At 60.8% G+C, this 13,055-nt stretch carries 10 protein-coding genes; all 10 read right to left on the bottom strand.

Going from position 1 to position 13,055, the window contains the following annotated elements; genetic code table 11:
- Window positions 1-27 precede the first annotated feature (27 nt).
- The 10 genes from AB4O35_RS08610 to AB4O35_RS08565 all read right to left on the bottom strand — a co-directional run bounded on the left by AB4O35_RS08610 (window position 28) and on the right by AB4O35_RS08565 (window position 13,044).
- Window positions 28-1,962 carry a methyl-accepting chemotaxis protein gene (locus AB4O35_RS08610; protein ID WP_065874358.1) on the bottom strand — a complete coding sequence of 645 codons (1,935 nt, stop codon included), beginning with the start codon at window positions 1,960-1,962 and terminating at the stop codon, window positions 28-30.
- 139 nt (window positions 1,963-2,101) lie between these two features.
- Window positions 2,102-3,391: an adenylosuccinate synthase gene (locus AB4O35_RS08605; RefSeq protein ID WP_010213605.1), complete on the bottom strand. Its 1,290-nt coding sequence runs from the start codon at window positions 3,389-3,391 to the stop codon at window positions 2,102-2,104.
- Between the two features lie 54 nt (window positions 3,392-3,445).
- Window positions 3,446-4,633, bottom strand: a complete 1,188-nt coding sequence (locus AB4O35_RS08600; RefSeq protein ID WP_065874359.1) for an ATP phosphoribosyltransferase regulatory subunit — start codon at window positions 4,631-4,633, stop codon at window positions 3,446-3,448.
- A 295-nt stretch (window positions 4,634-4,928) separates the two neighbouring features.
- Entirely contained in the window at window positions 4,929-5,795 is an 867-nt protein-coding gene (gene hflC / locus AB4O35_RS08595; protein WP_010213607.1) for a protease modulator HflC, read from the bottom strand.
- Window positions 5,795-6,970, bottom strand: a complete 1,176-nt coding sequence (gene hflK / locus AB4O35_RS08590; RefSeq protein ID WP_065874360.1) for an FtsH protease activity modulator HflK — start codon at window positions 6,968-6,970, stop codon at window positions 5,795-5,797. The genes hflC and hflK overlap by 1 nt, the downstream gene beginning before the upstream one ends.
- 96 nt (window positions 6,971-7,066) lie before the next feature.
- Window positions 7,067-8,368, bottom strand: coding sequence for a ribosome rescue GTPase HflX (gene hflX, locus AB4O35_RS08585; RefSeq protein WP_065874361.1), 1,302 nt, complete (start codon window positions 8,366-8,368; stop codon window positions 7,067-7,069).
- Window positions 8,369-8,380: 12 nt separating this feature from the next.
- Window positions 8,381-8,641, bottom strand: a complete 261-nt coding sequence (hfq, locus tag AB4O35_RS08580; RefSeq protein ID WP_049710299.1) for an RNA chaperone Hfq — start codon at window positions 8,639-8,641, stop codon at window positions 8,381-8,383.
- Between the two features lie 94 nt (window positions 8,642-8,735).
- Window positions 8,736-9,707: a tRNA (adenosine(37)-N6)-dimethylallyltransferase MiaA gene (gene miaA, locus AB4O35_RS08575; RefSeq protein ID WP_065874362.1), complete on the bottom strand. Its 972-nt coding sequence runs from the start codon at window positions 9,705-9,707 to the stop codon at window positions 8,736-8,738.
- Window positions 9,707-11,623, bottom strand: a complete 1,917-nt coding sequence (mutL, locus tag AB4O35_RS08570) for a DNA mismatch repair endonuclease MutL (protein ID WP_065874363.1) — start codon at window positions 11,621-11,623, stop codon at window positions 9,707-9,709. The genes miaA and mutL overlap by 1 nt, the downstream gene beginning before the upstream one ends.
- A complete protein-coding gene (locus tag AB4O35_RS08565) occupies window positions 11,623-13,044 on the bottom strand; it encodes an N-acetylmuramoyl-L-alanine amidase (protein ID WP_065874364.1) in 1,422 nt (473 codons plus the stop codon). Before AB4O35_RS08565 ends, mutL begins: the two co-directional genes overlap by 1 nt.
- Between the last annotated feature and the right edge of the window lie 11 nt (window positions 13,045-13,055).

The following is a 13,055-nucleotide window of genomic DNA, read 5'->3' as shown; positions in this document are numbered from 1 at the left end:
CCTGCGATGAGGCCGGACCAGACAACCTCAGGCCCGAAACTGCCCCAGACTCGCCTTCAACTGCGCCGCCAACCCATCCAGCACCTTGCCACTCGCGGTCGTTTCCACCACCGCCTGCGCCGCACGCTCAGCCTGGGCATGGATCACTTCAACGCGACCACGCACCGCATGCGCACCCTGCGCCTGATGCTCGGCCGCGCGGGTGGCTAGACCAATCGCCGCATGCACCTGCTCCACCGAGGCCTGCACCGTCTGCTGCAAGCGCACGCTATCGCGCAGCACCAGCAAACCTTCATTGGCCTGGCGCCCGGCCTTGCCGATAGTTTCCACCGCCTCACGAGCGCCCTGCTGCAACGCCACGATATGCGCCTGGATATCACCGGTGGAGCTTTGGGTTTTACTCGCCAGCGCGCGCACTTCGTCTGCCACCACGGCAAAGCCGCGACCGGTCTCACCCGCGCGGGCCGCTTCGATCGCCGCATTGAGCGCCAGCAGGTTGGTTTGCTCGGCGATGCCGTGAATCACGGTCAGCACCACCTCGATCTGCTCGCTTTGCTGGGCCAGACGCTCAATCACTTGGGAGCCTGCCTGCACCTGGCCCGCCAGCGCCTCAATCAAACTGCCGACCTCCGCCGAAGTCCGCGAGTTCTCATCCGTGGCCTGGCGAATATCCACCACCTGCTGCAACGCCGCCTGCATCGCATGGCTTTCGGCTTGTGCTTCGTCTGCCATCTGCGACAGCGCGCGCAAGCTCTCGGCCACTTCATCACGCTGCAAGCCCGCCGCTGCATCAGCACCGGCATTGCGCAAGGTCATGGCGCCGATTTCCACCCCGGTACGCTGGGCCACATCCCCCGCCTCGCGGACGATGGGCTGCAACTTATCCACAAAGCGATTGACCGCCGAGGCCATGTCGCCGATTTCGTCCTTGCTGCTGATCTGCACACGCTTGGTGAGGTCGCCCTCGCCCGCCGCCAGGTCATCCATGGCTGCGATCAGCAGCTTCAAACGGTTGACGACACGGCGACCCAGCACGATAGCGATCAGCAACAATACGCCAAGACCGACCAGTGCGAGGCCCATGCCGATGCGCCAGCGCAAGGTGCCAGCAGCGTCCTGAACGGCGCTGGTGGTATTGGCGGTCATCTGGGTGGCCGTGGCTTGCGCGGATTGCAAACGGGCGCCCATGGCGGCCGCGCTGTCAGCCGCCGCGCCTTTGAGGCTGTCGCCGACCAGTTGATCGCCGCTGGCAATCAGCGCGGCGAAACGCTTGTCCAATGCCTGCAGGTCGGCTTCAACCGACGCGGTCGAAACGCCCATGCGGACTTTGCCAATTTCTACCCCATTGGGGCTGATAGACGCCTCGACGTAGTACACGGAAGGGTCGGACTTGGCCGCGTCGAGCACCTTATCCAACGCGCGATCACCCGCCCCCTTAGCCAGCAGTGCCTGATTGATCGGATTCTCGCGATTCAGGTAGCGGGTCAAATGCTCACCCGCGGCGTCGTCATAAACTACAAATAGCACGTTGGGATTGCGCTGCGCACGGCGCGCAAACTCCGACAGCGTCGGTACGTCGCTGTCCCACATGGCGCGAGGCGCCACCGAGGCCAGCAGTTGCGCCATATCATTGGCGGAGTCTTGCAGGTCTTTTTCCAGGGTCGCACGCAGTTGCTTCTGCTCTTCCTGCAGGCGGGTCGAAAGCCCTGCTGTCAGACGCTGACGGGTGCTGGTAGACAAGCTATCCAGACTGGACGTGACTTCTTTACCCGCCTGCGCCAATTCGCCAGACAGTTTCTGGCTGTCGATACCCAGGCGATTGCCCAGATCAGCCTCCAGCGCCGTAACCGTGCTGCGTGTGAGAGCAACCGCTACCAGCACTTGCACCAAAAGGGCGATACCTAGGGTAACGAACACCGGCCGCAACAGACGGCTTTGTAACAATGAGAGAACGGCAGACATCGGGAATCCCTCGACCACGGGTGCCATTAATTTGATAGCACCGCGAAAGAGAGAACCGAAGCAAGGGTCGTGCCGCTAAAGCGACAGAAACGACAAAGGGCTCCATGAGGAGCCCTTTGCTTTTTACATCAACGGCTTATTAAGCGAACGGGTGACGCAGAACGATGGTTTCGTTGCGGTCCGGACCTGTCGAAATAATGTCGATCGGTGCGCCGATCAGCTCTTCAACACGCTTGATGTAGGCACGGGCGTTAGCTGGCAGCTCTTCCAGGGTTTTGGCACCCACGGTCGATTCGGTCCAGCCCGGCACTTCTTCGTACACAGGCTGCAGGCCCACGTAGCTGTCAGCGTCAGTCGGGGCAACGTCCTTGCCCTCTGCATCTTTATAGCCGATGCAGATATTGATGGTTTCCAAGCCGTCGAGTACGTCCAGCTTGGTCAGGCAGATGCCCGAGATGCTGTTCACATCGATAGCGCGACGCAGGATAACGGCGTCGAACCAGCCACAACGACGAGCACGGCCGGTGGTTGCGCCGAACTCGTGACCTTGTTTGGCCAAGTGCGCACCGACTTCGTCGAACAGCTCAGTCGGGAATGGACCCGAACCTACACGGGTGGTGTAAGCCTTGGTGATGCCCAGGATGTAGTCCAGGAACATAGGACCAACGCCCGAGCCGGTCGCAACGCCGCCCGCGGTGGTGTTGGAGCTCGTCACGTACGGGTAGGTGCCATGGTCGATGTCAAGCAGGGAGCCTTGGGCGCCTTCGAACATGATGTCCTTGCCAGCGCGACGCAGGTCGTGCAACTCAGCCGTCACGTCCAGCATCAGCGGCTTGAGCAGCTCAGCGTATTCCTTACACTCGGCCAGGGTCTTTTCAAACTCGATGGCCGGCTCTTTGTAGTAACCCACCAGCATGAAGTTGTGGTAATCCACCAGTTCACGCAGCTTGTCTTCGAAGCGCGGCATGTTCAGCAGGTCGCCAACACGCAGGCCACGACGAGCAACCTTGTCTTCATACGCTGGGCCGATACCGCGACCGGTAGTACCGATCTTCAGCTCGCCACGGGCCTTTTCGCGGGCCTGGTCCAGCGCCACGTGGAAGGACAGGATCAGCGGGCAGGACGGGCTGATACGCAGGCGCTCGCGCACCGGTACGCCTTTCTCTTCCAGCTTGGTGATCTCGCGCAACAGTGCGTCAGGTGCAACCACCACGCCGTTGCCGATCAGGCACTGCACGCCTTCGCGCAGTACACCCGAGGGGATCAGGTGCAAGACGGTTTTTTCGCCATCGATGACCAGGGTGTGGCCAGCGTTGTGGCCACCTTGGTAGCGCACTACGGCGGCAGCATGTTCGGTCAGCAGATCAACGATCTTGCCTTTGCCCTCATCACCCCATTGGGTGCCCAGGACTACGACATTCTTACCCATAACACTTGTCCTCATTCGCGCAAACTTGGTGCCGGCGATGGCCGGCAGGAAAACTCAAGAAGCCAGTGGCGATACTTGCCAAAGCCCGTTCTGCAGAATCAATTGCCGGTCGCAGTCCGCTTCACGGGCGGCGGCCAATGGCTGACCAGGCAAGGCCTGGACAACACGCTGACCCTCACTGCGCAACTGGCAAACCTGCTGCCAGAGTGCTGCGTCCGTACTGTCGGGCATCCAGATGCCACCAGACGGCAGCTCGACCTCAGCACGCCCCAGGGTCACCAGGGTTTTCAAATCGGTGGAAAAACCGGTGGCCGGACGCGCACGACCGAAATCGGCGCCGATATCGTCATAACGACCGCCTTGGGCGATGGCTTGGCCAACACCCGGTACAAATACCGCGAACACCACACCGGTGTGGTAGTGGTAGCCGCGCAACTCACCCAGGTCAAAATACAGCGGCAACTGCGGGAAGCGCGCCGACAGTTGCTCGGCAATGGCCAGCACGTCATCCAGTGCAGCCAGTACCGGCGCCGGCGCATTGGCCAGGCGGTCACGCGCAGCTACCAGCACTTCACGGCCACCACACAGGTTCACCAGCGCACGCAGCATGTCGGCCAGATCGGCAGGCACGCCAGCGGTCAGGGCAATCACTTCATCGATGGCCTTGCGTTGCAGGGCATCGAACAACTGTTGTTCCACTTCACCGGACAAACCGGCCGCACGGGCCAGGCCACGGTAGATACCCACGTGGCCCAGGTCCATGTGGACATCCGGTACGTCAGCCAGTTGCAGCATGGCCAGCATCAAGCTGATCACCTCAACGTCGCTGCTCGGGCTGGCATCACCGTACAACTCGGCACCCAATTGGATCGGGCTGCGCGAAGACGACAGTGCACGCGGTTGCGCATGCAGCACGCTGCCGGCGTAGCACAGGCGGCTCGGGCCTTCGCGGCGCAGGGTGTGCGCATCGATGCGCGCCACTTGCGGCGTGATGTCGGCACGAAAGCCCATTTGCCGGCCCGATTGCGGGTCGATGACTTTGAAGGTGCGCAGATCCAGGTCCTGGCCCGCGCCGGTCAGCAGGGATTCCAGGTACTCGATATGGGGGGTCACGACAAACTCGTAACCCCAGCTCTGGAACAGATCCAACACCTGGCGGCGCGCTACTTCAATGCGCGCAGCCTCCGGTGGCAGTACTTCTTCGATGCCATCTGGCAGCAGCCAGCGGTCTACCGTTGCCATTACGCCATTCCCCTATGATCCGGGCGGCCAGCCGTCAGCCGAGCCTTGAGTAGAGCAGAAAATACCCGCCCCCTTGCATAAACCACGCGCAAGAACGACGTGACGAACGACCTATCACCGGCCTCGTCGGGCACTTTCCTCGAAAAACCTGTCACGCCTGCCGAATCAAACATGCAGACGCAAAAAAGCCGGGAATTTCCCGGCTGCCGCATCATACACCCGTTTTCTGAAAGGATCACCCCGCCAGGCGTTTTAGCCGCCCGACGGGAGTGACACCTACAGAATCACAGGCTGGTTACTTGGACTTTTCCAGGTAGCGGAAGAAGTCGCTGCTTGGGTCCAGCACCATGACGTCGGTTTTGTTCGCGAAGCTTTCACGGTAGGCACGCAGGCTACGGTAGAACGCGTAGAACTCCTGATCCTGGCCGTAAGCCTTGGCGTAGATCGCCGCCGCTTGAGCATCGCCATCACCGCGGGCCTCTTCAGACTCACGGTAAGCTTCAGCCAACAGTACGCGGCGCTGACGATCAGCATCCGCACGGATACCTTCCGCCAGCTCGTTACCCTTGGCGCGGTGCTCACGCGCTTCACGCTCACGCTCGGTGCTCATACGCTCGAACACGCTGCGGTTCACTTCTTTTGGCAGATCAATGGCCTTGACCCGAACATCAACCACTTCGATGCCGAGCTCTTTTTCCGCCATCGTGTTCAACGAACGCGTGATGTCAGCCATCAGCGCGTCACGCTCACCGGATACCACCTCGTGCAGCGTGCGCTTACCAAACTGGTCACGCAGGCCCGACTCCAGACGGCGCGACAAACGCTCGTCCGCAATCTGCTTGAGGCCGGAGGTCGCGGTGTAGAAGCGTTCGGCATCCTTGACGCGCCACTTGGCGTAGGCGTCAACCATCACGGCTTTCTTTTCAAGGGTCAGGAAGCGCTGTGTCGGTGCATCCAGCGTCATCAGGCGGGCGTCGAACTTACGCACCTGGTTGACGTAGGGGACTTTCACATGCAAGCCCGGCTGGACATCCGCCTGGACCACGCGACCGAATTGCAGCAGCACCGCACGCTCGGTCTGAGCCACGATGTAGAAGCAGTTCCAGGCAGCGATGACCACGACGACGCCCACAATCAGGGCGGTCAGCGATTTATTGCTCATCAACGACTCTCCCTGGTACGTGTTTGCTGTTGCAGCAAGTCAGCGGCCGCACGGGCGCTCGCTTCATTGGCAGCAGCATTGGAACCGGTGGACGGTGTGCTGGTGCTGCTACGACCACCTTCGATCATCTTGTCCAGCGGCAGGTACAGCAGGTTGTTCTGCCCACCTTTGCTGCCGGTCACGAGAACCTTGCTGGTGTTGCTGAAGACTTCCTGCATGGTGTCCAGGTACAGACGCTCACGGGTAACTTCCGGCGCCTTGCGGTACTCGGCGACCAACTTGGTAAAGCGATCCGCCTCACCCTTGGCACGGGAGACCACTTCGTCGCGGTAACCATTGGCATCCTCAAGGATACGCTGGGCCTGACCACGGGCTTCCGGCACGACGCCGTTGGCGTAGGTTTCAGCCTGGTTGCGCGAACGCTGCTCATCTTCACGAGCGCGGATCACGTCATCGAAGGCTTCCTGCACTTCACGCGGTGCAGCTGCGCTCTGTACGTTCACCTGGGTGACAGTGATGCCGGTGCGATAGGTATCGAGGAACCGTTGCAGGCGCTCCTTGATTTCGCTGGCCATCAATTCACGACCTTCGGTCAGCACCTGGTCCATCGCGGTAGAACCGACGACGTGGCGCAGGGCACTTTCAGTGGCGTGTTGCAGGCTGATTTCCGGCTGGTCGACGTTCAGCACGAAGTCCTGCAGGTTGCTGATCTTGTACTGCACGGTCAGCGGCACTTCGACGATGTTCTCGTCTTCGGTCAGCATCTGGCCCTGCTTGGTGTAGGCACGCTCACGCGTGACGTTCTCCATGTACTTTTTATCGATCGGCGGGAAGTAGATGTTCAGGCCCGGGCCGACGGTTTCGTAGTACTTGCCGAAGCGCAGCACCACGGCTTGCTCCTGCTCGTCCACCACGTAAACGGCGCTGTACAGCCATACGGCCGCCAGCACGACAAGACCCAGGCCCAGCAGGCCATAGCCACCGCCCTTGCTTGTGCGACCGCCGTCGTCACCACCACGTTTTTTCCCACCACCGAACAACCCATTCAGGCTTTCCTGCAGCTTTCGGAAGGCCTCGTCGAGATCTGGTGGCCCCTTGCGGTCGCCATTATTGCGGCGTTTACCACCCCAAGGATCCTGATTATTCGAGTTGCCACCCGGCTCATTCCAAGCCATAGCGCTCTCCATCTGATAAAGCAAAGACGCACCCACGGCGCGCCGACCAATGCTACAGAATGCCTGCCACTGCGGCACAACCGCTTTGGGAGGCTTTTATTGCAAAGTGTGTTGTTCGAGGAACTCTGCCGGTACAACACCTTCACGGCTGACCAGCCGATTCAGCTCCGAGCGCGGCAATCGAACGGCCAGCAAGCTGACACCCTCTTCGTCGTGTTCTTCTTTCTGTACCGCGCCCAATTCGAAAAACTGTGCACGCAGTCGAGCAAAACGCTGCGGCAAGCGCAAGGTGCCAACGAACAAATCGCCGCCGAGCAATTCGGCAATGGCTTGTTCAAGCAACTCAAGACCACTGCCATCACGCGCCGACAGCCAGACCCGCTGGGGCTTGCCGTCCTCGTCGCGCTGGATTTGTGGCTCAACGCCTTCAAGCAAATCGAGTTTGTTATAGACCTCAAGGATCGGCAAGTCCTGGGCACCAATCTCGCCCAGCACCAGCATCACCTGTTCAATCTGCAACATGCGATCCGGTTCAGCCGCATCGATCACGTGCAACAGCAGGTCGGAATTGCTCGACTCTTCGAGCGTAGACCGAAATGCTTCAACCAGCTTGTGCGGCAGGTGACGAATGAAACCCACGGTATCGGCCAGGACAATCGGCCCCAGGTCGTCCAGATCCAGACGGCGCAAGGTGGGGTCGAGGGTCGCGAACAGTTGGTCGGCCGCGTATACGTCCGATTTCGTCACGTTGTTGAAGAGTGTGGATTTGCCTGCGTTGGTATACCCCACCAGCGACACGGTGGGGATATCCGCACGGGAACGGCCACGTCGCGATTGCTCGCGCTGGCTGCGCACCTTCTCGAGGCGACCCTTGATCTGACGCAGGCGAACCCGCAGCAGACGTCGGTCGGTTTCGAGTTGGGTCTCACCCGGGCCACGCATGCCGATACCGCCACCCTGACGCTCAAGGTGAGTCCAGCCGCGAACCAGCCGGGTGCTCATGTGGTCAAGCTGGGCCAGTTCAACCTGGAGCTTGCCTTCATGGGTACGGGCGCGCTGGGCGAAAATATCCAGAATCAGACCGGTACGGTCGATCACGCGACACTCGAAAACACGTTCGAGGTTACGTTCCTGACTGGGCGTGAGGACGTGATTGAAGATCACCAGATCGGCTTCTTCAGCGTGGACCAGGTCGCGAAGTTCCTCGACCTTGCCGCTGCCGATCAAGTATTTGGCGGTTGGCCGATGACGCGGCACGTTAAAAAACGCAACGGTCTCGGCGCCGGCCGAATTTGCCAACTCCTGAAACTCCTGCGGATCTTCGCGCGCCTCAGGGTCCTGTCCATCCAAGTGAACGAGGATTACCCGCTCACCACCACCGTGGCGCTCAAAGAACAAAGGAGACTCCTATCAGGCGTTACCTGGCTCAGCGTCAACTGCATCTTCACCTGCTGCGCTAGGCAGACGGATTGGACGAACAGGGACGACTGTCGAGATAGCGTGCTTGTAGACCATCTGGCTGACGGTGTTTTTCAGCAGGATCACGAACTGGTCGAACGACTCGATCGTGCCTTGCAGCTTGATACCGTTGACCAGATAGATAGAAACCCCCACTTTCTCTTTACGTAAAGTATTCAAGTAAGGGTCTTGTAGCGAATGCCCTTTTGACATGTGCCGCACTCCTTTAAGGATCAATAATAAAAAATCGGAAAATAGATAGCTTATGGCCGTCACACCCCCAAGGATAGACGGCTATTGCAAGGACTCAGCTCAATATGGAGACCGTTCCCAAGTATTTCAAGGCGCGTGACAGATTGTCGCTGTCCAGGCTGTCCAGCCAGTGCAAGTCGCTCCAGCTGCGCAACCAGGTGAACTGGCGTTTCGCCAATTGGCGCGTGGCAATGATGCCGCGCTCCTGCATTTCGGCTGACGTCAGCTTGCCATCCAGATGATCCCAGACTTGGCGATAGCCTACAGCACGTATCGAAGGCAACCCTGGATGCAGGTCACCTCTGGAACGCAGTGCTACGACCTCGTCGACAAACCCCTGTTCCAACATAATTGTGAATCTTTGTGCAATTCGATCATGCAGCACCTGGCGATTTGCCGGAGCGATGGCCAGATTCGCCACAGTATAGGGTAATTGTGGCTGTCCAGATGCGCCTGCGTCAGCACTTTGCGCACTTTGTTTCAGCCGATGTTCAGTCATGGTCTGGCCGCTGACACGCCAGACTTCCAGAGCCCGCGTGAGGCGCTGTGGGTCATTGGGGTGGATGCGTGCAGCAGATACCGGGTCCACAGCCGCCAACTGGTCGTGCAGGGCTTGCCAGCCAAGGCGTACAGCCTCTTCCTCAAGTTCGGCGCGCACCAGGGCGTCCGCCGGCGGCATGTCCGCCAGACCTTCCTGCAAAGCCTTGTAATAGAGCATTGTGCCGCCCACCAGCAGCGGAATATTGCCGCGCGCGGTGATTTCGGCCATGGCCGCCAGGGCGTCGGCACGGAAATCCGCCGCCGAGTAGCTTTCGGAGGGATCAATAATGTCGATCAAACGATGCGGGTACTCAGCCAACAGCGCTTTGGATGGCTTCGCGGTGCCAATGTCCATGTCCCGGTAAACCAGGGCAGAATCGACACTGATCAGCTCGCACGGCAGCACCTTGGTCAGCTCGATGGCCAGGTCGGTCTTGCCGGCGGCCGTTGGGCCCATCAGGAAGATCGCGGGGGGCAAGGCGCTCATCAACGGCCGCGCAAGAATAGTTTGTCCAGATCGTCCAGGCCCATTTGGGTCCAGGTCGGTCGGCCATGGTTGCATTGGCCGCTACGCTCGGTGTTTTCCATGTCGCGCAGCAGGCCGTTCATTTCCGGAAGGGCCAGGCGGCGGTTGGCGCGGATGGCACCGTGGCAGGCCATGGTGCCGAGCAGTTCGTTGATATGCGCCTGGATGCGGTCGCTGGTGCCGTATTCCATCAGGTCCGCCAGTACGTCGGCGACCAAACGGTTGGCCTCAGCCTGCTTGAGCAACGCGGGAATCTGGCGGATGGCCAGGGTTTCCGGCCCCAGGCGTTGCAATTCAAAGCCCAGCTTCTGGAATACAGCATGGTGCTCTTCGGCACAATCAGCCTCACGCTGGCTGACCGCCAGGGATTCCGGCACCAGCAGCGGCTGGCCGCTGAGGCCTTCGCTGGCCATGGCAATCTTGAGGCGCTCGTACATGATCCGCTCATGGGCGGCGTGCATGTCCACCAGCACGAGGCCGTGGGCGTTTTCCGCAAGAATGTAGATGCCCTTGAGCTGCGCCAACGCATAACCCAACGGCGGAATATCACCGCCGCCCTCCGGCAAGGCCACAGCAGCGCCAGGCTCGGCACCGGGCAGCGGCGCGAAAAACTCGCGATATGCCGCCTGGGCTTCGGCCACCGGCACTGCCGACTGCGGGCGTGGCGTGTATTGGTACTGGTAACCCGCACCCGAGCCAGAACCCGGCGTGGTGTACGACGGCTGCGGCTGTGGCGATTGCAGCAGGTTTGCCGCCAGGCTCATTTCGCCCTGAGGGCCGAACTCACCCGCTTCCGGGCCGCTTGGGCGGACCATCGCCGTCACAATCGGTGCCGACAGTTGATCATCCGGGCGCACGTCACCCAAGGTGCGGTGCAAGGTGCCGTAGAGGAAGTCATGCACCATACGCCCATCACGGAAGCGCACTTCGTGTTTGGTCGGGTGCACGTTGACGTCCACCACCGATGGGTCGACCTCGAAGAACAGCACAAACGTCGGGTGCCGCCCGTTGAACAGCACATCGCGATACGCCTGGCGCACGGCGTGGGCCACCAGTTTGTCGCGTACGGCGCGGCCGTTCACAAAGAAGTACTGCAAGTCCGCCTGGCTGCGGGAGAAGGTCGGCAAACCGACCCAGCCCCACAGCCGCAGGCCATTACGCTCGATTTCAATCGGCAGCGCCTGCTCCAGGAAGCCCGCGCCACAAATCGCCGACACCCGGCGCGCGCGTGCGGCGTCATCATGAGCTTCATGCAGGCTGAGGATGGTCTTGCCGTTGTGGCGCAGGTGGAAAGCCACATCAAAACGGGCCAGGGCCAGGCGCTTGATGACTTCTTGCAGGTGATCGAATTCGGTTTTTTCGGCCTTGAGGAATTTGCGCCGCGCTGGGGTATTGAAGAACAGGTCGCGCACCTCTACCGATGTACCGACCGGATGGGCTGCTGGCTGAACCCGAGGCGCCATGTCGCGGCCTTCGGTTTCCACTTGCCAGGCTTGGTCAGCATCACGGGTGCGCGAAGTCAGGGTCAGGCGCGCTACGGAGCTGATAGAGGCCAGGGCCTCGCCGCGAAAACCCAGGCTCATCACGCGCTCAAGGTCTTCCAGGTCGCGAATCTTACTGGTGGCGTGACGGGCCAGGGCCAGCGGCAGGTCATCAGAGGAGATGCCGCTGCCATCGTCACGCACGCGCAACAGCTTGACGCCGCCCTGCTCTACATCGACATCAATGCGCTTGGCACCGGAGTCGATGCTGTTTTCCAGCAGCTCCTTGATCACCGACGCCGGACGCTCAACAACCTCGCCGGCAGCGATCTGGTTAGCAAGGCGTGGGCTCAGTAGCTCAATGCGCGAGCCGCTGTTCAGGGTGGACTCACTCATTACTGTGCCGCCAATTCAGTGCCAGGGATGGTCAACACCTGGCCGACTTTCAACTCATCCGTCTTCAGATTGTTGGCGCTGCGCAAGGTAGCGGCCGACACCTGAAAACGTACTGCCAGCATGGCCAGGGTATCGCCCGGCTGCACGCGATGGTCACGCGGGCCCTGGGCGATTTTCCCCGAATCACGCAGCCAGGCAATGTAAGTGCCCGGCGGTGGATTTTGCTGGAAGAACTGGCGAATACCGGCGCTGATGGAACGCGCCAAGGCCTGCTGGTGGCTGGCACTGGCCAGCTTCGAGGCTTCGTTGGCGTTGGAGATAAACCCGGTTTCTACCAGGATCGACGGGATGTCCGGCGACTTCAACACCATGAACCCTGCTTGCTCGACACGCTGCTTGTGCAGCGAAGTGACTCGACCGATGTTGCTCAGGACCTTCTGGCCGACGTTCAGGCTGGAGGTCAGCGAGGCCGTCATCGACAGGTCGAGCAGCACCCCCGCGAGCATTTTGTCCTTGTCATCGAGGGACACGTTGCCGGCGCCGCCGATCAAGTCCGAACGGTTTTCACTGTCGGCCAACCAACGCGCGGTTTCGGACGTAGCGCCGCGATCCGACAGGGCAAACACCGAAGCACCGAATGCAGCGGTCGAGGGCGCGGCGTCGGCGTGAATAGACACAAACAGGTCGGCGCCTTTCTTACGGGCGATTTCAGTTCGGCCGCGCAACGGAATGAAGTAGTCGCCGGTACGGGTCAGCTCGGCGCGGTAGCCTTTCATGCCATTGACCTGGCGCTGCAGCTCACGAGCGATGGCCAATACCACGTCTTTCTCGTGCTGGCCGCGCGAACCGGAAGCACCTGGGTCCTCACCGCCGTGGCCGGCGTCGATCACTACGATAATGTCGCGCTTGCCAGCCGGAGCCGGTGGCGGCGGTGGCAGCTTGACTTGTGGTTGCGACGGGCTCACCGGGACTGCCGGCACCGTTGCCACGCTTGGCGTTGGAGCAGGCGGCGGCGCGGCATCGGCGGCGTTGTCGAACAGGTCGACCACCAGCCGGTTGCCATATTGGGCGTTTGGCGCCAGCGAGAAGCTTTTCGGCGTTACAACCTTTTTCAGGTCGATCACCACGCGCAGGTCAGTCGGCGTACGCTGGGCCGAGCGCATAGAGGTAATCGGGGTGTTGGCAGTGGAGACCTTCAACGGCGCGGCCAGGGTCGCGCCGTTGATGTCGATCACCAGGCGATCGGGCGACGTCAGGGTAAAGACGCTGTGCTGGACCGGGCCAGACAGGTCGAACACCAGTCGCGTGTTATCCGGCGCTCGCCACAGGCGAACGCTTTTCACCTGTGAAGCAGCCAGAGCATTGACAGTCATTGCCGCAAGCAACACCCCCACGACAGCAACCAACGCGCGAAAGCGCATACCTAACCCCA

Source organism: Pseudomonas sp. H1_A03 (genome assembly GCF_054685145.1).
Note: the sequence above shows the minus strand (reverse complement) of the source record. Positions and strands in the feature narration are given on the sequence as shown.